Origin of the sequence: Mesorhizobium sp. YC-39, assembly GCF_025753795.1 — a bacterium.
GTDB lineage: Bacteria > Pseudomonadota > Alphaproteobacteria > Rhizobiales > Rhizobiaceae > Mesorhizobium.
This window is the reverse complement of record NZ_JAOWPS010000009.1, coordinates 73,147-93,690: the sequence shown is the minus strand read 5'-3', so window position 1 is coordinate 93,690 and position 20,544 is coordinate 73,147. Positions and strand designations below refer to the sequence as shown.

Here is a 20,544-nt window from a genome sequence, read left to right as displayed (position 1 = left end):
CGGGCGGCGGAAAAATCGCTTGTCATAGAACCCTCTCAGTAGCCGCCCGCATTTACGCATTGGCGATGTACGAGGTGAGGGTCGCGCAATCGTCAATATCCACAGACGGATTTGATTTAAATCGGGGATGACTGGGGAGTAGCCAAGACGCCCCCCCCACGGTCACTGAACCGGCCGACATCAAGGCTGAGGTCTCGGCATTCCTCGCGCGCCTGGAGGCCGGAATCCCCTGAGATGATGCCGCCGTCGAGCCCGCGACGATCACTCGCTAGCGCTCGGTCGGATCATAAATGCCGAGCAACCCGTTCCGAGACCATCTCTTACCTCCGTCATTCGATGCAGACGCGGAACCGGCCCCGATCTTGCGGCGTAGAGCCAGAATGCGGCCGCCAGGCCCCAGGTTGGTTAGCTCCAATCACGCCAGGACGATGATGGGCCACACCGGTGCCGTAGGCGACCTCATCGGCGACACGCTGGCACTTTCATGGCAGCGGAGCGAGGAAACAGGATGCCGCGAAGTCCGGCGGTGATGACCAGATCCGCAAGGTTCCAGGATGACGGAACGTTCTTATCGATGCGGACAATCTGGTCCCAGAAACAATCCCATTCCGTCCAGGCGTCTGGATCGAATCCCTGCGAGAGGTCTGCATGCGTGTTTCAGAAATTCGTGGACACCCATTCCGCTAATTCGCGGTTCCGACGAAAGCCGAACAGTGTTCGTTCCACATGCGCCTCGTCAATCTCGTCGGGAATGGATCGGCCATGCTTGCCTATGGCCAGGCCAACGAAATCGGGACCTTCTGAGTCGATGTGCGAGGCTGTGGCGTGCTTTGATCAGACCGGGTCGGGACCTTCCGATGCGAGCAGCAGTGCAACTTCGACGCGGTTTCGGCCTTTGTGCTTGGCCTTGTAAAGGGCGGTGTCGGCGGCGAGAAGCAGGCCTTCCGGCATCCTGATCGTCCCGCCCGATCGTGACAGTGCGGTCGCTGAACCGATGCTGACGGTGACGTGTCCGCCGCCTTCCGGGTTGTCGTCATGAGGCAGGTCGAGGTTTTCGATTGCGATCCTCAGCCGCTCCGCTATTTCGAGCGCTCCCTCGCTGTCGGTATCAGGCAAGATGACGGCGAGTTCTTCCCCGCCGTATCGCGATGCCAGATCCCCAGGACGATGAAGCACGTCTCTCATAGCGGCAGCGACGGCACGAAGACAATCATCGCCTACCTGATGACCGTATTTGTCATTAAAGCCTTTGAAACGATCGATATCGAGCAACAGCAAGGACATCTGTCCAGCGCCGCCAACGGTGCGCCGCCATTCCCTGTCCAGGGTCTCATCGAAGGCTCGGCGGTTGCCGAGGCCGGTCAGCCCGTCCGTCATCGCAAGCGAGCGGAGTTGTTCTTCGAGCCGTTTGCGTTCTGTAATATCTCTCATGATCAGCACGAAGTCGCCAGGAACGCCAGTTAGCGGATCACGCACGATGCGCGCCTTGGTCTCCACCCAGACGGCTTTCCCATCCTTCCGTCGAATCTCGATCGCAAGCGGCTCGCCTTCATCTGCCCCGGCAAGCAAGAGCGCGGCTGCCGCGGCGATGTTTTGAAGATGCTCGGGCGGAACGAACACCTCCGGACCATGCCCCACCATCTCCTCCGGCAGCCATCCCAGAAGTCGGGTGCATGACAGTGAAACGTAGCGTGCCTTCGTGTCCGGTCCGAGTTGCATGATGACGTCACCGCTGTTCTCAGTGAGCATCCGGAAATTCGTCTCCTCCGGGAGAATGTCCGAAGGGATAGCACGGCCGGCCGGCGATTGCCCGGACCCGGTGCGACCAAAAGCCTTGCGAATAAGCTGTGACGCGGATGGCAGGCGCATATTTATCTCCTCTTCGGACACTTTTGTGGGGGGCGCCGCAGCATTCTTTATCGGTTGTTCAAGCCACCCCAGGGAGGGTTTCTGTCAGGCGCTCCGATCGATTGGGTTCGCTTCGCCCGCCATCCAAGCCTCCTCAGCAGGCGGTCGCCCGAACCGCTTCAAAAGCCCTTTCGCGATCTGACGCGGCACCGCTTGCGAAAACAGATATCCCTGACCAAGCTGACACCCGATCTCCGCAAGTAAGACGGCCTGGGTTTCGTTCTCGATGCCTTCGGCGATGACCTGGATGTCGAGCTTGCGAGCGATGCCGACCAAGCCCTCGACGATCGCCAGGCTCGGATCTCCCTGGACAAGGCGATCAATGAAGGATTTGTCGATCTTGATGATATCGACCGGCACCGTCAGCAAATGCGTGAGCGAAGCGAAACCGGTTCCGAAATCATCGAGTGCGACACGCAGGCCATGGGCTCGCAACGCCTTGATCTCCCGAGCGACGACCGGATCGCGCTGGCCGAGATAGACCGACTCCGTGACCTCCAAAATGATGTGCTTCAACGGAACGTTCTCGCGGCCGAAGGCGGCTTGAAGACGCGCGTAAAGCGTGCCGCTATGAAAATCGGCTGAGGTAATGTTGATGCCGACATGCTGCAACGGAATACCTTGATCCAGCCACGCGCGCGCATCCGTTGCGACGATCGCCATCATGCGTTCCGTAAGATTCGAGGCGAGGCTGACATCGGATGTCGCCTGGTGAAAAGCAGCGGCGGAAACGACCTCGCCATCCGGCTTGCGAAGGCGGCACAGGGCCTCCATGCCGACGATCGCGCGGGTGTCGAGCCGCAGGATCGGCTGATAGAACGCGTCGATCCGGCCTTCGCGCAATGCCACGTCAACATCGCGGATCACCTCGATCCGGGTCTTGATTGCGCTGCCGATTCCCGGCGAGTACAGCACGAAGCCGCCTCGCGAAGTTTCCTTGGCGTGGTAGAGCGCGAAATCGGCGTTTTGGCGCACGCTTTTCGCATCGACGTCCCCCGCCGACAGCACTGCGCCGCCGATGGTAGCCCGCGCCAGGATGATGTGCCCGTTGCAGTCGGCGGGCACAGCCAGAGTGTCGAGAATACGACGCGCCGTGCTCTCAATACCGGCGGGCGCTCCGGCTCTCTGAAGGATTACGACGAACTCGTCACCGCCCATGCGGAACACACGGTCCGGCGCTACGCTTTCGGCGACACGTGAAGCCACGGCCTGCAGCAAAGCATCGCCCGCCGCATGGCCGAAGGTGTCGTTGATGGGTTTGAGGTTGTCGAGGTCGATGATCAGGACCGCCCAGGCGCCCGGTTGGACACAGGACAGCCGCTCAAGGGCTACTTCCAAGCTCGCCCGGTTCGGCAGGTTGGTGAGGGCATCGACATAGGCGCCGTGCTCTCGCTCGATGACCCGCTTGTGACGCTCAAGCGCGATGGCGCACAGGGAGGTAGACGAGGCGACGATCTTCTCCTCGCGAGGGGTGGGGCCCCGCTTCTCCGTAAAGTACAGGGCAAAGGTGCCGAGCACGGCGCCCTCGGCGTCGCAGATCGGGCTCGACCAGCAGGCCTTCAGGCCCAGCCCCAGGACCGGCTCCTTGAAGCTGACCCAGCCCGGGTCGGTCGCGATGTCCTTCGCAGCCACCGCCTTTCCGAAATAGGCCGCACTGCCGCAGGAGCCCACAAGCGGGCCAATCATCAGGCCCTCGAGAAGAGCCAGATATTCATTAGGGAAGCTGGACCCTGGGAGAGGATGCAAGAGGCCGTTACCGTCAACGCGCAGAACGGAACATCTGACGCCCGGCAACAGTTTCTCGATCCGGCGGCAAAGACGGTGCGTCGTCGCTTCGAGCGTTTCGCCCCGGGCGATCATTTCGAGAATAGTGTTCTGGAGATGCAGCACGTTAACCCGCCAATCCGCGTTCCTGAATACCCTGCTGGCATTCTTGGTGAAATGCCTTTGCGGGTGTACGAGATGATAATGTCGGGCAATTCTTTATAAGTTGGACGAACCCGTTTCCGCGGGAGGATCCGCCACAGCGACGGGCGGCGAGTGAAGGGGGTCTCAGTGTTCCCGTGCGCCCGCCACGCGCCTTGAGCGCCATACGTTAGCGATCGCTGGTGCTCCAGATATTGGAAGGTCGGCCATCACTGAAGGAGAGACCATGGTTGCAGACCGCATCTGGCTTCCCCTCCGACCAGTCGCACTAACGCCAAGCATTGAGAGCGGTGAAGCTTCCCCTAACGCGCACCTTTCCTCGTTACTCCGGCGATGCCTTCCTCAAGGCACTCAAGGCGGAACTTCGCATTGCGAAGCTCAAGTCCGACATCCAAACGTCGATGGCGTCCTTGAGGTGTGATCGCAATGAGGTCGCGCTCCAGTTCCGCAATGCGCGCCCGTACCTGACGAGCGTCGTCCTCACGCGACGCCTTCATCCATCCACGCCCCGCGCATCATTGTCGAAGCCGGAGGTCCCCATCGCGTTGCGCGAATTAGGTCCGTCGCGGACCAAATCGGGGAACCGCGCTCCTTTAGCAGCCTAGCAACAATCCCGGCGCGATTACTTTTCGTCACCCGTCGATCTTGGCCCGTGGGAACGCTCTCTTCGCGCGAAAATGATAGAGCTAAAATTTTATTATATTTGGTTGATCCAATTTTACAGAACAATCATCCATGTTGTAACCAAACTTGTTTCTTGGTGAAACCTGTGGCTCGTCTTCTCGTTGTCGGAAGTGCAGTGCTTTGAATCTGTAATTGCCGTATATAAAAGGGAGGCATCAAATGACAAGAATATTCAAATGTCTCGCTGGCAGCCTTGCCAGCGGAGCGGTTCTCGCAATTCTTTGCATGCCAGCCAATGCAGCTGGAATTAGTATAGGTGGCATTGGCGGCGTATCCGTCGGGGGGCGGAAGCGCTGGCGCCAACGTCGGCGGGTCCGGTGCACCAGCAAACGGTAGTGCTAATGCCTCAATCGGTGCCGACAGCGCCAACGCGACTGCCTCAATCGGCAGCTCCGGCGTGGCGCCTGCTGTCGGAGGAACGAAGGGTGTTGCCAATGTAACTCTGGGGACCGACAACGCCACCGCAGCGGTCGGAACCGGAACCGGGACCGGCCTCGGTGTCGGGGCCACTCCGTCGACCATCGGGACTCCCAGCAATCCCAATCCGCCTGGCATCTCTGCCAACATATCGAGCGGCCAACTGGCGCGGATGAAGAAGCGCTGCGTCGATGTCATCAACAACGAAGGCACCTATGATAACGACCTGCGTCAACTTTGCCTGCAACTCGCTCGGCGTTGAAGATCTGAAAACCTCCTGGAGCTGCTGACACTTCAGCTTCGAAGGAGGAGGTCCGCCGCGTCGAAAGGCGCGGTGGGCCATCTCGCAGAGATGGTCTTTCTCAAATAGCCGCGCGAGAGCTGGGGATCCGCAGTTATCGTCGCGGCTTAGTCCGTGAAATGAAAAACGCGCTCGCTGGAATCCTCTCGGAGATAAACATTCACTAGCAATTTTTTAGAGGCAGGACCGGAGTATTCTGCAGTAGAAGCGAGAAGGGATGATTTTCAGAAAGTCGTTGGGGAACAGGGCGCTTGACGGCGGCAGTTAGCTCCGTTTTTTGGTGCTGGAGAAGGTGGCCCAGCGCTGGCGCGGCGCCTCAGTCGGACCATCAGCATCGGCGATGCGCGGAGCCTAGAAGGCTCAAGGGCACAGTGCTACGAGGGCAGCTGCGGAAAGCTGCGGAATCCATCTCGGGCGGGCCGACTGGATCATGGCGAACGGCCGGGGTCCCTCTGCTCGGCAGGCATGATCGCGGCGTCCCCTACAAGAGCGATATGACGATCGGCGCTGGGGGAAATTCGTTTCAATTCGAAGGCCCAGGTTGGCTTGACTGCCGGAGCAGGCGGAGGCTTGATCCCGATGGCGCGCGGATGGGCCGGCGCGAAAGGTTCGGTGGGCGTTCGGGGCTTTCGAACTGTGTTGTCAAAATTTGCGGTTGAAATTTACTTTCACCGAATTGTTCGGTAGGGGATCAACACGCAGCGACTACTCTAGAGCGGGGGGTGAAAGAGTGATGCAGCGTCTGTCTGCCGCAAGGCTCGGGGACCTTCTGGCGGGCGACCTGCGGGCTTTTGGCGGGCCCTCGACGATCGAACCACTTGCCGGCCGCATTAGAGCGGAGCAGGTCAGTATCGTGCTTCGCAACACCCTTCTTGGCATGGTTGCCAATATACTCAATGCAGCCACTCTTGTTATGGCGGTTTGGGGCTCGCCCGACCAGACGAAAGCCATCGTCTGGTCGAGTGGGATCATCGTCGCCGCTGGTTTCGTGGGCTTGAGAGCGAGATCATCGTTTCGGTCAGTCAAACCAAGGTCGGTGTCTCGTCGGACTACGCAAAACCTGGTGCGGAACGCCTTCCTGTTCGGTACTTGGTGGGGCGCACTTCCCATTCTGTTCTTCGGTGGGGCAACAAGTGCCGCCCAAGTCGTCATCACCTGCCTGAGCGCGGGGATGATCGCAGGCGGTGCCGCTTCCTTTTGCACGATTCCTATTGCGGCCATCGCGTATACGCTACCGATCTTCGTCGGTTCGGCGGTTGCCATTGTGCGGGTGGGAGACGCCGTCAATCTGCCCGTCGCAATCCTGATAGTGAGCTACGCCATCACGCTGTTTCGTGCAGTGCTTGCTCACGCGTCCGAATTTACCCAACGCTTCATTCTACAAGCGGAAAGCGAAAATGCCATTCGCAGGGATGTTCTAACCAGTTTGCCAAACCGGTTCAGCTTCAACGAGCGGCTTGAGACCGCGTTGGTGGACGCAAAGCAGTTCGACCAGCACTTTGCGTTACTTTTATTCGACCTTAACAATTTCGACGAGGTGAATGATCACTTTGGTCGAGCAATGGCGGATGCCCTTTTGGTCGAAGTGGCTGCGAGACTTCGCAAATCGACGCGCGAGTGCGATGGCATTGCCAGGTTGGAGGGCGGCGAATTTGCAATAATCGCTGCACGCGATATCAGGCCAGATCAAATCAGGTCCTTGGCCAAACAGATCATAGATGTCATGCGCGCGCCGTTCTTGATCGAAGGGCGCGAAATATATTGCAGGGCCTCTATCGGCATCGCTCTGGCGCCCACTGACGGTTTGGATGCCAACCAGCTCCTGCGGTGCGTCGATACCGCGCTATACAGGGCCAAGACGCGGGGGGCGAGCTCCATCCAGTTTTTCAGCGCAAATGACGATGAGGCTGCTGCAAGGCGCCATGCCCTTGAACGCGATCTGGCATCCGCGCTCGCCAACGACCAGCTCTGGCTCGCATTTCAACCCTTTCTCAACCTCGGGAGCGATCGCATCTGTGGTTTTGAAGCGCTTCTGCGGTGGCAGCATCCGACCCTTGGCGCGATCCCTCCAGCGGAGTTCATTCCTATCGCTGAAGAAACCGGATTGATTCACGGCATCGGACATTGGGCCGCCAAGACGGCTTGCTTGGCCGCGGCACAATGGCCGCGCGACTTGCGGGTCTCCGTCAATTTGTCGGCAGTGCAGCTTAAGGACAAGGCCTTGCTGGATGGAATTGCAATGGCCTTGGCTGAAGCCGGTTTGGAGCCCCGAAGACTGGAGGTCGAGATTACGGAGTCGGTGCTGATTTCGGATTTTGAAGGCGCCATTTCATTGTTACAATCGTTGAGTTTTCTATCCATCACAGTTGCCCTTGACGATTTTGGCACTGGCTTTTCATCACTCACGTATCTTCGTAAATTGCCTCTTTCGCGGCTCAAGATCGACCGATCTTTTGTCCAGGATATGCTCACCGATGCGGACTGCGCCGCGATTGTGAGATCACTGATTGAATTGGCGCACGAGCTTCGAATTAAGGTAACGGCCGAAGGCGTCGAAACTCCCGAACAGCTCGACTATCTTCGCCGCGTCAGATGTGACGAAGCTCAAGGCTATTTAATCGGGAAACCTATCCGGATTGACGACATTCATGGCACTGCTGCGGAGTCGTTTGGTCAGCAGCTAAATACATGAATGGCACGACCCGCACTTTACCGGTGATGGTCTGGTTTTATCTCGTATGCCAACGGTGACGAGGCGAGGCGGACGCCATCCGGCAACATTTTTCTTGAGGCAATGGGTCTGCTTTCATCTTGATGGCAGACGATGCCACTCCGCGAACTCATCGGAATTTCCGACAGTTTTCTTGGCCATGGCAGGCGTCGGTTCCCGGGCAGCATCGTCGGATCTGTCCTTCAGGAAGTCCCAAGGCACAGAACTGTTTTCGATCTCCTCGATAACAGATTCAGTGGCGAATGATGCAGTAAGGTCGACAGCTTTGCGGCGCCGTGCGATCCGAATTGCCGACGAAAGAGCTTGGGCGGTTGTCCCGTAGCGGACCGGGCTCTTGCCGGAAATTGGGCGGATGGGGAGCAGGACGTTGAGAACCTGTCTGATCGGATTCATGGAAGCTCTCTTCTGACTGTCGGCGGCAACCATATAACCAAGCAGCAACGAATGACAACTGCACGACGTGATTCCATCCTTCGTGCGCGACCACAGGTGAGGCCACGTGACGACACTGACAAAACATCTCGGCACCGTGATCGTGACGACGGACGGCACCGGCCTGTCGGCTCCCGGGCGTATCAGGACTTTTCCGACGACGCTGATGGCGACGGTGGACCCCGGCGGCATAGAGCGCAACGAGGACGGGTGTCGCGCACGCCCTGGGATGTGTTCAGTACCACTGGAGTGAAAGCTGACCATCCGATCACGATGATCTTCAAGCCTTCGTCAATGCCGACGATGAGAATGACGATCGGCATCCAGCAGAGGGTTGGGACCTGGCTGAGGGCTAGGAACAGCGGGTCAAGGTGACGAAGCAGAACAAGGCTCAGGCCGAGGCGCAGATCCTCGATCTGGCTGAGCAGACCGGCACCGAGCGGATTGTGCTCGCCGCTACATGCAGGTCCTCTCCGACGAGATGTGCAACAAGATGTCCGGCCGCATCATCAACATCCACCATTCTTTCCTGCCAAGTTTCAAGGGCGCCAATCCCTACAAGCAGGCCCATGAGCGCGGCGTCAAGCTGATCGGGGCAACAGCACACTACGTCACCGCCGATCTCGACGAATGCCCGATTATCGAGCAGGACACGGTGCGCGTCACCCATGCGCAGTCAGCCGAGGACTACGTCTCGATGGGCCGCGACGTCGAAAGCCAGGTGCTGGCACGCGCCATACATGCGCATATACACCACCGCACTTTCATCAACGGCAGACGAACCGTCGTCTCCCCGGCAAGCCCGGGAAGCTACGCTTCTGAGCGCATGGGCTAAGCGATGACAAATACCATCGACGGCAAGCAGGTTGCGGCAACTGTTATTGAGGTGCTGAAGCAGGCGAGAGTATGAAAACAAGGCTTGCGATGTCGGTCCAGCCTACCAATGTCGGTCCGGAGCATTCCCCGGTGAGGCAATACGAATCTCATTCTGATCGATCGCCGCGCCGCAACCGACGTTTTGGAAGCTGGCGCACAACACCAAGTCCCCGATCGCCGAAGCCGCCGTGCGCCAGATCGCCACGCTCTACGCCCGTCGAGGCGACGGTCCGCGGCATGACGCCATAAGCTCGGCTCACCGCCTGACAGCAGGTAATGCCCCCCGATCATCGCCGCCTTTCCGTGGTTTGAAGCAATTGTCGATGATCTCCTCGGGCTCAAAGCTGGCCGAAGACATCGGCTATGGTCTTGCCCATTGGGAGGGCTAACTCGCTTCCTCGGCGACGGCCGGCTCGAGCTCGACAACAACCCAGTCGAAAACGCCACATTTAACGATGCGCGCCGGATTCAGTTCGGCTGGAACGCCGTGGCTGCGCATGCCGGCTCGGCAAAACCAGGAGCGATCTTGACGCGCTGCTATAAAAACCACGGTTTGCCGACGATGTCCTGCCGCACACCGGTCGCAACCTGTTTGCGGCCAACTGTCGTTCGGCACATCCCACCTACACAGCTTCTCCGCGCCAGCGTTTCACAGCCGAAAAGCCCGCTACTCTTGAGGGCAAGAGTGGCGGGCTTTTATTGCAGAGCTACACGAACTGGATACGCGCTCCCAATCACATTAGCTGCAGATAATTAAGGCTGCATAAAAATGCAAAATTTGGGCATCTAAATCGATCCGATCGCAATATGACGCGCGCCCGAACGTTCCGGACCTAAATTGCCGCTGCGGTCAAACCATAGAGCGCGTCAGTTATCAGAAAATCTCTGCTTGACGTAACGTAAGGTCCCGTGTTTTTCGCGGTGCAGGGAGTGACTTCCAGTCTCGGTCCAGGGCGACGAAAATGAGGGGCAGCGATGGTGGCTGGCGAACCTAATGACGTGCGCGTCAAACGCGCCGGTGGGGGATGGGTCGTTCATATTGTTGAGGACGGCAAACTGACAGTTCTTCGGTTCAAGACACAGTCTCCGGCCGAAAATTCCGCCGATGACCAACGAGCCAGGCTCGGCCTTGCTAGCAAGCCACCAATCGACGAACGCTGATGTCTGCACCGGATTTGGGGGAGACGTTGGATGGCTAGCTGGCGCCGGCGGAAAAAACACATCGCCGAAAGGCCATTTACAGTGCTGCTTGCGGCTGATGACACGGCGGCCGAGATCATGAAATGCCAGGTAGTCAAGGACCTGGTCCACGGCGCTCGAAAAAGCAGCTTGAATTTGCAAGCCGCCACCGCAACCGACTTCAGACAGAGGTTGAGCCGCGTGGCTGTTGGCTCAACCGTGGAGATGCGGATATTGCCCGATCTCACGAAAGCCCGCTGTTGCGAAAGGCGGGGCGGGCCTCTCTCGAAGCTGGAGTGTAATTGATCCGTGAGACTTATGTCCTCTCTTAAGAGCTGGGCGAGTTGCAACGGGGAGAGGCTCGCATATATCTAGTGGGCAAGTCACGCCCCCCGAGACTGTTCGAACGAATGGACGAAATGCTGATGGCAATGGGGCGCTAGATTGCGAGACTTGAAGGACTATCGGGAGAGCGAACGCTGGGGCCGCCGATGTTTTGAACGGAGCCCTAATCGCAGCCGGGATTCATACCGGATTCCGGACAAGGGCCTACGTCGATGACTATGGCTATGATGACCGGAACGTCAGCTTCAACATCTCGGAACCGCTTCTCGAGGGTCTGGACTGCGAAGGTTCGCCCGAATGGGCCTTACGCTCAAGATCGCCGTCGCCAACGTCGGGGGTAGGCACCAAGCCAATCATCGGCGTTTGCAAAGTTGTCGAAGTTGACAAAGTTGCTCTCCTGCACCATCTTCGATGTAGGAGATCGATATGGCACACAACACGCAACCCAAACCCCCGTTGGCGAAGAGGTCACGTAGGAAGACGCCTGGAAGGACCGTCGCAATGATGACCGTAGAAGGCGATCCTGTAGCATTCTTGCAGGGTTTTGAACTTCCCGCCGGAACGGAGATCGCAATCGTGTCGAAAAATAGTGAGTTGGTTCGAAAAATCCAACGCGCTAGCTCAACGCGATTTGGCACCGTTCGCGAGGTCGTCGCTCGTCATGTCCGCAAAGTCAGAACTCCAGTTGTCAACAGCGATGCATTCAAGCCGGATGCGCGATCTCAGGCCCTTCTGGACGGGGTTCGCATCGCTCAGGAAGATTTGCATCAGGCGGGTGGCGCCTATGATCTGGAGCAGGTCAGGACGTTAATGCAAGGCGTATCACGCCAGGCGATAGACAAACGGGTGCAGGAAGGCAGTCTGCTTGCCGTCCCCGGTCCCAGCAATCGAAGAAGTTACCCCACGCTCCAGTTCACCCGGGATGGCGCTGTTGTCGCGGGCCTGAAGACAGTGCGTGACGCTTTGCCGACGAGCAATCCCTGGACGGTGCTGAACTTCCTCGCCCAACCAGATGACAGGCTGAGCGGACGTAGACCCATCGACGTCCTTAAGGCAGGCGACATCGACATGGTCGTCAACGCCGCGCGGAGAATGGGCACACAGGGAGCGTGAGCGGGCCGCTACCGCCCCCAGATTTGGTTAGGCGAACTCCTGAGTTGGTGGTGTTGCCGGCGGGGACGAATGTCTATCGCTTCTACACCGCCAGATACGAGCCGATATATTTCGACAGGTCTCGCGATGGTAGATTAAACGCGCCGGATGCGACATACGGAGTTTTGTATGTCGCCAAGAGATCGGAAGGAGCATTTGCCGAAACCTTCCTAAGAAGCCCGGGACGTTCGCTAATTGATACCGACCTCCTTGCAAGGAAGGCCTACGTTCGGCTCCAACTGAGGTCGGATCTGTCATTGATCAAGCTTGCTGGTCCGGGACTCGCCGTGCTCGGCGCTACCGCAGAGATCGTCCATTCGGGTTTGCCATACGACACATCTCAGATTTGGTCGCAGGCGCTATCACGACACCCGGTCAATGGCGACGGTATTGCCTATAATGCGCGGCATGACGACGAAGAGCTTTGCTACGCGTTATTCGATCGATGCGCCGATGCACTGGTCGAGGCAGAAAGGGTCTCAGAGCTAGACCAGGATTGGTTTTGGCGTTTGGCCAGCCGATACAACGTCGGACTCGCTCCGCACTAGTGGAACCAACGCCGAGCGTGCCGCTTAGCTCAAACACATCCCCATCACACATTCCCATGCCTTAAATGGTTACATGCCGTTGATGACCATGTCTCGGATGTTTTTGCACTCTTGAATGGTTCTCTCAGGGTCTGTTCTGACACGAAGTTCAAGCCGCCTGCCGTCGCGCTCGGAAATGACGGGGGCCGTTTGGTCCTTCCTTCCATGTGATCTTGGGGTCCACGATAAACCGGCAAGGAAACACCTATATGGCGACTTGAACGGTAAAGTGGTTCAACGCGACCAAGGGTTTTAGCTTCATCCAGCCCGACGGTGGTGGACAGGAGTTTTTGTCCATATTTCTGCTGTCGAGCGCGCGGGCTTGTTGACACTCGTTGACGGCCAGAAGGTCCACTATGAGATAGAAAAGGATCGGCGGACCGGCAAATCGTCGGCCGGCAACCTGAGCAAGGCTGGCTAAACCAGCCATGTGATTTCGGCAAGCGCATCAAGCACACAAACTTCAGTGCACCAAGATGATCAAGTCTGGTGGCCTATCGGCATGTCGTTGAAGTGTCACATTTGCTGACCTATATGCGCGCTGCGTCGGATGTTTCCTCCCATTCGTCCGACGCGTTCCCCTCTGGAGGTTTTAACCTTCATACTTGGCCGGACCTTTGGTCCGGTCTTTTTCTTGCGCGCGAGAAACGGGTAAACTGAGACAACGTCCGGCCGCTGGTTGCGCGATCTCGATGCCCAGAATCGTGCAATATCGCTTTGCCACTTCACCGGGTGAAATGAGAACCTTGGTGAGAGCTGTCAAGTCGATGGCTTATCTTCGCCAGCCCGGCAGGCGGAAGACTGATGCCGTCTTCTCGACCTGTCATTCTTGCCGGTCATTCGAAGGGCAATGGCAAGTCGCCGCCTCAATCTCAAGACAAGTTGCCTGTCCAATTTCAGCAGGCCGCTACCTGAATTCGGATGGGCACCGGTCTTGTTGCGCAAGAAAGCACAGCGAATTCTGACGCGTCCGGAGGGTGAAGCGGCGCTTGGTCCCAGGCTCGGGCTTTCCTGAAGCCCTAGCCTTCCTTTCTGGGTGCCAGCCTTGAGGCGGCCGCTGCCGCAATGGCGACGCTGCTAGTGGTGCGCGGGTGCCGGGAGAGGAAGAGGGCGGGCGGGGTGCGGTGGCGGGTAAAGGTCCGGGAGAGAGTCTCCCGGCGTCCGCCAAGGAGCAACGCCCATGACTCAGATGAAAATTCTTGCGCCCAAGCGCAACGAGCGTGCCGGTTACAAGGTCGACGTCAGCCGCGGCCAGCGTATTGGCCGCGTGTCGTCGGAATGGTTCAACCGGCCGGCGGACGAGCGATACCTGTCGCTCAACGACCTTGGAAATGCGGTGAAGAGCCGGTCGGAGCGCAGTAAAACCCGCATCGTCGAAAGTGAGCTGATCCGCGTCGAGGCCAGCCGCGACGATCCGGAGCGCCTGAGGCTAATGCTGCCCGATGCGCCTGCCCCTGTTGCCCCCACGCATTGGAGTTTTGGCCAACTCGCCAGCCTGGTCGGCGCACCGGCCACCTATCTGCGGCAGCTTCCAGCCCCGCTCGCGGCGATCAACCTTCAGCACGGTCTCCTCAACCACCGCGCCGAGCAGGTGAAGACGTTGGAAATCGAGAACGGGCGCCTCGAGTTGCGGGCGGTGACAGGCCCGGATTACGGCAGAATATTTGACTCAGAACTCGTCGACGCCGTGCAGAAGATCGCCGGCAACGGTACCGGCGACACGCGCTGGAAGGTGCCCGGTGTGCTCGACTGGTCGACCGGTATCTACAATCCGCACGTCGACATCTCCCGCGATACCACGACGCTCTACGCGTCAGACCGCGATGTCTTTGTGTTCCTCGTCGACGATCTGAATCCGATCGAGGCCGGGCGGCTGCCAAATGGGGAACCCGATCTCTATTTCCGCGGCTTCTACTGCTGGAATTCCGAAGTCGGAGCCCGCACCCTCGGGATCGCCAGCTTCTATCTGCGCGCAGTGTGCCAGAACCGTTGCCTGTGGGGCGTGGAAGATTTCGAGGAAATCACCATCCGCCACTCAAAATACGCGGCCTCCCGTTTCGCCCTGGAAGCCGAGCCCGCCCTGATCCAGTTTGCCGATTCCTCCCCCATGCCGTTCGTCAACGGCATCAAGACGGCGCGGCAACGGATCGTTGCCAGAGACGACGAAGATCGCCAAAACTTCCTGCGCAAGCGCGGCTTCTCCAAGTCCGAGACCACGAAGATCATCGATACTGTTCTCATGGAGGAAGGCAGACCACCGGAATCGATCTTTGATTTCGTGCAGGGCATCACGCGGGTCGCGCGCGACAAGCCGCATCAGGATGTCCGCCTGGACATGGAGGGCAAAGCCAAGAAGCTTCTCGACTTCGCTGCCTGATCCTGAGGAGGCCGGCACGAAAACTCTCGTCGCCGGCCTCGCCTCCGGGCCGTCTTCATCAATCCAAGCGCGGTCCTCCGAAGCAAGTGGACGGCGCTTTTTTCGTGGGAGAACCTTGTGACCAACATGCTGGAGGCCCCTCCGGCGGCTTGGTCGCGTCGAGATCCGCGAGCCGGGGCCGGGTCGGCGTGAGGCCTGGAGGCAGAGGGGGGAGGGGAGGGTTTTTGACGGGCTTGGAGGTTCGGGGAGAGGCCCCGGGCCGCCCGTCATGGAGAACCTGACCATGGCAAAGAACGCCATTCAGAAGATCGCGATGAACGCCGCGGAGAATATTCCCTATGACAAACTAATGCTGTCGCAGAAGAATGTCAGGCGCATCAAGGACGGAGTGTCGATCGAGCAGCTGGCCGAAGACATCGGACGGCGAAAGTTGATCCAGAGCCTGAACGTCCGTCCCGTGCTCGACGGCGAGGGCGAGGAGACCGACACGTTCGAAGTGCCCGCCGGCGGCCGCCGTTATCTGGCGCTCGGCATCCTCATCAAGCAGAAGCGCCTGGCCAAGGATGAGCTGATCCCCTGCATCGTCAATCGCGGGCAGGAAACCTCGGCCGAGGAGGATTCGCTTGCGGAAAACCTGCGGCGCGCCGACCTCCACCCGCTCGACCAGTTTCGGGCCTTCAAGACGCTCAGCGATCAGGGCCTCGATCCCGACGAGATCGGTGCCCGCTTCTTCGTATCGCCGGCGACCGTGAGACAGCGCCTGCGGCTCGCATCGGTGTCGCCAAAGCTGCTTGAGCTCTACGAGAAGGACGAAATCCGTCTCGAGCAAATCATGGCGTTTTCGATCTCGGACGATCACGCGCGCCAGGAACAGGTCTGGGAGCGGATTGCCAGCTCGCATACGCAGGAACCGTACTATATCAGGCGCCTGCTGACGGAGACGACGGTGCGAGCCGACGATCGTCGGGCCGTCTATGTCGGCGCCGATGCCTATGAAGCGGCTGGAGGCGTCATCCTTCGCGACCTGTTCGAGCAGGATTCCGGCGGCTGGTTCCAGGATGCGGCACTCCTCGAGCAGCTTGTCTTCGACAGGCTGAAGGGGGATGCCGAGGCGATCCGCGCCGAAGGATGGAAATGGGTGGAAGCGGCGATCAGCTTTCCGTATGGCCACACCTCCGGCATGAGGCGCATCTACGCCGAGGCGCGGGAGCTCAGCGCCGAGGAGATCGAACGCTACGACGCGCTGAAGGCCGACTACGACAAGCTGGATGCGGACTATGCCAAGGCCGAGGATGCCGACGAAGCAATCGAGGCGAAGCTCGACCAGCTGGGTGCCGAGCTCGATGCGATCGATGATCGTCCTCAAAGCTACGATCCCGCCCAGAAGGCGATTGCCGGTGCGTTCGTTACGCTTGCGGCGAACGGCAAACTCCAGGTCGACGCCGGTTTCGTGCGGTCCGAGGACGAGCCGCGGACCGAGACCGGCGACGTCGCTGAGGGCGAGGAAGGGAGCGCCGACGGCGGAACCCAATCCAATGGCGACGACGGTGGCGATGGTGTTGTCGTCAACGGCCAGCCGATGAACGACGCCTCTGGCGACGACGGCGAGGACGATGGCATCAAGCCACTGCCTGATCGGCTCGTCTTCGACCTGACCGCTCAGCGCACGCTAGCGCTACGCAACGCGCTCGCCGGCGACGTCGATATCGCCATCATCGCCGCACTCCATGCCTTCGTCCTGCAGGTCTTCTATCGCTTCGCGCCGAACACGTGCCTGGAGATCAGCCTGAAGAGCGGCAGCTTCAGCCAGGTCGACGGTCTTGCCGAGACATGCTGGGCCAAGGAAATCGCCGAGCGGCACGAAGCCTGGGACCGCGATTTGCCCGATGAGGCGGAAGGCCTGTGGGACTTCCTTCTCGGCCTCGATGAAGCAAGCCGCAAGGCGCTGTTCGCGCACTGCGTCTCGCTGACCCTCAATGCGGTGGTCGAACCCTGGAACAGGCGAGCTAAGGCGCTCGAGCATGCAGACGTGCTTGGCCGCTCGCTCCAGTTCGACATGGTCGACGCCGGCTGGACGCCCACGGTCGAGTTCCTCGGGAGGCTCACCAAGGCGCGGATTCTACAGGCTGTCCGTGAAGCGCGTGGCGCAGACTCCGCGCAGCTGATCGACCACATGAAGAAGGACATCATGGCCCGTGAAGCCGCCCGTCTTCTCGAAGGCTCGAACTGGCTGCCAGAGCCGCTGCGCGCTGAGGTCGATGAAGTGTCTGCCGATGCTGGCGACGCGGCCGCCAGCGAGATGTCGGACGAAGCGGCTCTCGACGGCGATGCCGCCGAGCTTCCGGCCTTCCTCGCCGACGATGCGGATCCGTCCTCCGATGCGCCGGTGACCATCGACGGCGACGAAACGGACCACCTCCAGGCCGCCGAATAGTCGGCCTCCCGGTCCCACCGGTCCGGCACCTTCGCCGGACCCTTTTCAGTTCCAACTCACTCTCAAGCCCGGGATCGCCATAGCGCGCCCGGGCGTTTTTGTTTCATGGAGATCGACATGTTCGACTGGAAAAGATCCTGCTCCTACGACGAGCAGCAGAAGAGACGTTTCCACACCACAGCCCGTTCACGGCTGAAGAAACTCGCCGCCGAACTTGCGCTGCCGCAGGGAAGCTTTGACCTGCGCTCAAACAGGGCGGGCATCGCCGTTTGCGGTGAAATTACCCTGCATCATGATCGTGCCTATATCCAGGTCGGCCAGTTCGGCCTGTCCTCTGGTCACGGCATCCTGATCAGGACCTGCAAGGGCCGTAAGGACTATACCGGCGGGGTCAACCACTTCGTCGCACTCGGCATGCTGGACGACATTCCGGCGCTAGCCGCCGCCGTCCGTGCCATCACCAAGCATCGGCCCTCACCAAAACTTGGGTTCAGTGCCTGCCACGCGGGAGGTATCCGGCATTGCGTAAAGCGCCGATGAACAGGCTGGTCGGGCCGGCGATACTCGTCCTGGCCTGCGTTGCGAGCGGCAGCGTGTTCCAGTCCTCCAACGGAGCGATAAAGCTGGAGAAAGTGCCATTGACCATGCAATTGCTGGTCGCCAAGCCCTGCTTATCCAGCACCAGAACCCCTGTCTGATTGCTTGGATACCGAATGGCGGCGACGCGCTGAAGTTCCATGTCGCCATCGACGCGCAAATTGAAAAGCACGACGCCCTGGCTTCTGTGGGCGATTTCCGCGACTTTTTCCGCGAAAGGAATAGAAAGCGCACGAACGCTGTCGACCGCCATCCCGAAAACAAGCGCGTCCAACTCATCCGCCGCCATGAGAAGATTAGTTCCCAAGAATATAAGGATTGCAATCGCTCCAGCCGGATTGTGCACAGTCATCGCACCCCGCCGGCTCGACGCCTGAGCATCGCGTGTATGAGGCAGCTCTCTCTCGGTAGGCACGTTTGCCCCCGTTGATTGAGCCGATTGCCCTAGGCTCATGACACACCGCTTGCTCGTTGCGGGGCTTCTCCGGTAAATCACGGCGAAAGCGATATGATACGTCTGGCACTCGCTAACCCAAACTGCGACTTGGCTAGCAAGTCATGCTCACATCAAGGAACGGACTATGAAGCGCCAGATCCGGCCATTCATCGTGGAACTGAAACAGAGGCGCGGTAAGCAGAAGCCAAGCCATTCGATCTGGGGCGATCTCGACCTGTCCAAGATTGCCACGGAGATGACGCAGCCGGGCTATGCTGCTCCGCTCCCAAATGCCCAGGTCATTGACTTCAGTATAAGACCCCTTGATGCTGAAGAAGGGGATAAACCACAAGCGGAGTATATGATGGCCGAGTTTCAGGACGCTCAGACTGTTCAGACGACAGTAGCCCCAGCCAAAGTGGAAGTGCCTGAATCCAAGAAGAAAGTTCCGCGAGCAAAGAAAGCGAAGGCGGAGCTCGTAAAGCCGGTCCGCAAGAACGGAGCGAAACCTGCGCCCCAGGCCGCCGAAGCTCCCGTGGTAGCGAAGACCGTCCGCAAGACATATTCCGAGAAGGAACGCTCCCAGAAGCTTGCCCAGATCGAAAAATCGATCGCTGCCGGCGCGACCAGCAAGATTGCGGTCGGCCAGGCCGGCATATCCGAGCAGACCTACTATTATTGGAAGAGAGCTGTCGCACCTTCTTCAGACAGCGGCGATCTCCGTGATCTTGTCGCGCTCGAAGAAGAAAACAAGCGCCTGAAGAACCTGCTTGCCGACCGTCTGCGCAAGGAAAATGCCGAGCTCAAGAAGAAGCTGGGCCTGGCCTAAGGCATCGTGAGTATCGCTGGAAATTCCGTCGACACTCAAGGCGGTAGCGGCGGCATATCGCCTTCGCCGACCCGCCAGACCCAGGCGCCGATCTCCGGTCGCGCAGCGATCATTTCGTCGAGCGACACTTCGAAGTTCTGGTCCGCTCCGGCCGGAACGACAAACAGCGCGATCGGCTCGTCCCTGTTCTGAAGCAACGCATTGGCGATCGGCTGGTCGGGTTGCAGGTCAAAGCGCAATCCCTTCACGCTCTTCTCGCGAAGGCGGGCGAGCCCATCGACGAGCCTTTTCTCCGGTACCGTCTCGTAGGGAATCCAGTTCTCGGACACCACCATCAACGCGATCTCCTCGACAATGGCGAGGCCGGCCGGGTTCAGTCCGAACGTCGCGATCGTCATCAGATGCGAGCTGGAATCCGCTGCCCACAGAGACAATTCTTTCTCAAAACGCGCCTGCAAGCGGCGATGCAATGCATCGTCGATGATGAAGGGAAAACCGGGCAGGTGCTTGATGACGAGTTTCTGACCGGAGCGGGCGGGCACGATCTCCTTCACCTCGCCGACTAGGACGAGCAACTTTCGGGGGCCGGATTTCGGCGGGAGCGTTGTGCCGAGAACCGCGTTGCGACGCTGCTCGATGGCTTGCCTGTTCTCGGCCCGAAACGGCTCGGGCACGAATAGGATATCGGCAAGCGGTCCGCCCCTCACTGACATTTGCCCGGCAGCCTCGAGCAGATGCCAGCGGACATTCCACCAATGCCGTTTGCCGGCCCACCTCGATGTCCAGACCGTCAGTTCGGCCTCGTGCCAGAGATAGTGAAGCAGGCCACGCAGCGACATTCTCCTGGGATCGGCGGTTACGCTGGCGGAACTTTGCCCCGCAGGCACCGATGCCGCGCGGCTCCCTGTCTTCGACAGGCTGAAGTCCAACTTGAGGGCCGCCAAGCCGTTTTGCGGATCGAGCTGTATCGCGCTGCCCATCAAGGCGCCCAGGCCGGACAGTTCGTAAGGCGATTCATAGGAATCACAGGATGGATCATGCCCGCCGCCGCTCAGCGGCATGCGCTTGATCAGGTGAAGGTCGCCGATGCGGGCGATGTACATCGGGCAGCCTGGCTCGCGGCATAGACATAGCGGACGCTCGGTGCGGGCATAGGCGTTCGCCAGCGCCGCCTGCAGGTCAGGCGCTGCCTCCTCGTAGACCGCACCGCCAATTCTAAACCGTCGCATCACCTCCACAGCTCCAGGTCGCCGCCGCATCCCTGTGCGTGCATTCAAGTCATGGGTTTGCAAAGAGCGCAACCCCTTTGGTGCATCGGCGCCGGAGGCAGAGG

Annotated in this window: 15 protein-coding genes and 2 pseudogenes; 12 read left to right on the top strand and 5 right to left on the bottom strand. The window is 59.5% G+C overall.

Annotated elements, in window-relative coordinates; all coding sequences use genetic code 11:
• Positions 1–834 precede the first annotated feature (834 nt).
• Positions 835–1,869, bottom strand: a complete 1,035-nt coding sequence (locus OHD62_RS32205) for a diguanylate cyclase (RefSeq protein WP_263791346.1) — start codon at positions 1,867–1,869, stop codon at positions 835–837.
• A gap of 84 nt (positions 1,870–1,953) precedes the next feature.
• Positions 1,954–3,768, bottom strand: coding sequence for an EAL domain-containing protein (locus tag OHD62_RS32200; RefSeq protein ID WP_263791394.1), 1,815 nt, complete (start codon positions 3,766–3,768; stop codon positions 1,954–1,956).
• Between OHD62_RS32200 and OHD62_RS32195 the strand changes: the two genes are divergently transcribed.
• The 3 genes from OHD62_RS32195 (at position 3,649) to OHD62_RS32185 (ending at position 7,928) form a co-directional block, all read left to right on the top strand.
• Entirely contained in the window at positions 3,649–3,897 is a 249-nt protein-coding gene (locus OHD62_RS32195; protein ID WP_263791402.1) for a hypothetical protein, read from the top strand. The genes OHD62_RS32200 and OHD62_RS32195 overlap by 120 nt on opposite strands.
• A 1,018-nt stretch (positions 3,898–4,915) precedes the next feature.
• Positions 4,916–5,197, top strand: coding sequence for a hypothetical protein (locus tag OHD62_RS32190; protein WP_263791344.1), 282 nt, complete (start codon positions 4,916–4,918; stop codon positions 5,195–5,197).
• Positions 5,198–5,969: 772 nt separating this feature from the next.
• A complete protein-coding gene (locus OHD62_RS32185) occupies positions 5,970–7,928 on the top strand; it encodes a putative bifunctional diguanylate cyclase/phosphodiesterase (RefSeq protein ID WP_263791343.1) in 1,959 nt (652 codons plus the stop codon).
• Positions 7,929–8,042: 114 nt separating this feature from the next.
• Here the strand turns inward: OHD62_RS32185 and OHD62_RS32180 are convergent, their stop codons facing one another.
• Complete coding sequence (locus tag OHD62_RS32180; protein WP_263791341.1) at positions 8,043–8,360, bottom strand: hypothetical protein; 318 nt, start codon at positions 8,358–8,360, stop codon at positions 8,043–8,045.
• A gap of 404 nt (positions 8,361–8,764) precedes the next feature.
• Here OHD62_RS32180 and OHD62_RS32175 point away from each other — a divergent pair.
• The 8 genes and pseudogenes from OHD62_RS32175 to OHD62_RS32140 form a co-directional block, all read left to right on the top strand.
• Positions 8,765–9,234, top strand: a pseudogene (locus OHD62_RS32175) (formyltetrahydrofolate deformylase); the annotation flags it as partial.
• A 1,232-nt stretch (positions 9,235–10,466) separates the two neighbouring features.
• Positions 10,467–10,760 carry a hypothetical protein gene (locus OHD62_RS32170; protein ID WP_263791339.1) on the top strand — a complete coding sequence of 98 codons (294 nt, stop codon included), beginning with the start codon at positions 10,467–10,469 and terminating at the stop codon, positions 10,758–10,760.
• Positions 10,761–11,300: 540 nt separating this feature from the next.
• The gene (locus OHD62_RS32165; RefSeq protein WP_006199596.1) at positions 11,301–11,912 is read left to right on the top strand and encodes a hypothetical protein; all 612 of its coding nucleotides are present in this window, start codon (positions 11,301–11,303) and stop codon (positions 11,910–11,912) included.
• On the top strand, positions 11,909–12,499 hold the full coding sequence (locus tag OHD62_RS32160; protein ID WP_040581798.1) for an RES family NAD+ phosphorylase: 591 nt from the start codon (positions 11,909–11,911) through the stop codon (positions 12,497–12,499). The genes OHD62_RS32165 and OHD62_RS32160 overlap by 4 nt, the downstream gene beginning before the upstream one ends.
• Positions 12,500–12,798: 299 nt before the next feature.
• Positions 12,799–12,959: pseudogene (locus OHD62_RS32155) on the top strand (cold-shock protein).
• A 759-nt stretch (positions 12,960–13,718) separates the two neighbouring features.
• Positions 13,719–14,915 carry a DUF932 domain-containing protein gene (locus OHD62_RS32150; protein ID WP_263791335.1) on the top strand — a complete coding sequence of 399 codons (1,197 nt, stop codon included), beginning with the start codon at positions 13,719–13,721 and terminating at the stop codon, positions 14,913–14,915.
• A 283-nt stretch (positions 14,916–15,198) separates the two neighbouring features.
• Positions 15,199–17,349, top strand: coding sequence for a ParB/RepB/Spo0J family partition protein (locus tag OHD62_RS32145; RefSeq protein ID WP_263791333.1), 2,151 nt, complete (start codon positions 15,199–15,201; stop codon positions 17,347–17,349).
• 117 nt (positions 17,350–17,466) lie between these two features.
• On the top strand, positions 17,467–17,889 hold the full coding sequence (locus tag OHD62_RS32140) for a hypothetical protein (protein ID WP_263791332.1): 423 nt from the start codon (positions 17,467–17,469) through the stop codon (positions 17,887–17,889).
• Here OHD62_RS32140 and OHD62_RS32135 read toward each other — a convergent pair.
• On the bottom strand, positions 17,840–18,298 hold the full coding sequence (locus tag OHD62_RS32135; protein WP_263791330.1) for a hypothetical protein: 459 nt from the start codon (positions 18,296–18,298) through the stop codon (positions 17,840–17,842). The genes OHD62_RS32140 and OHD62_RS32135 overlap by 50 nt on opposite strands.
• A gap of 229 nt (positions 18,299–18,527) precedes the next feature.
• On the opposite strand from OHD62_RS32135, the gene OHD62_RS32130 reads away from it, so the two are divergent.
• A complete protein-coding gene (locus OHD62_RS32130) occupies positions 18,528–19,211 on the top strand; it encodes a transposase (protein ID WP_263791327.1) in 684 nt (227 codons plus the stop codon).
• A 35-nt stretch (positions 19,212–19,246) separates the two neighbouring features.
• Here OHD62_RS32130 and OHD62_RS32125 read toward each other — a convergent pair whose 3' ends face one another.
• A complete protein-coding gene (locus tag OHD62_RS32125) occupies positions 19,247–20,440 on the bottom strand; it encodes a DUF1173 domain-containing protein (protein WP_263791325.1) in 1,194 nt (397 codons plus the stop codon).
• Positions 20,441–20,544 lie beyond the last annotated feature (104 nt).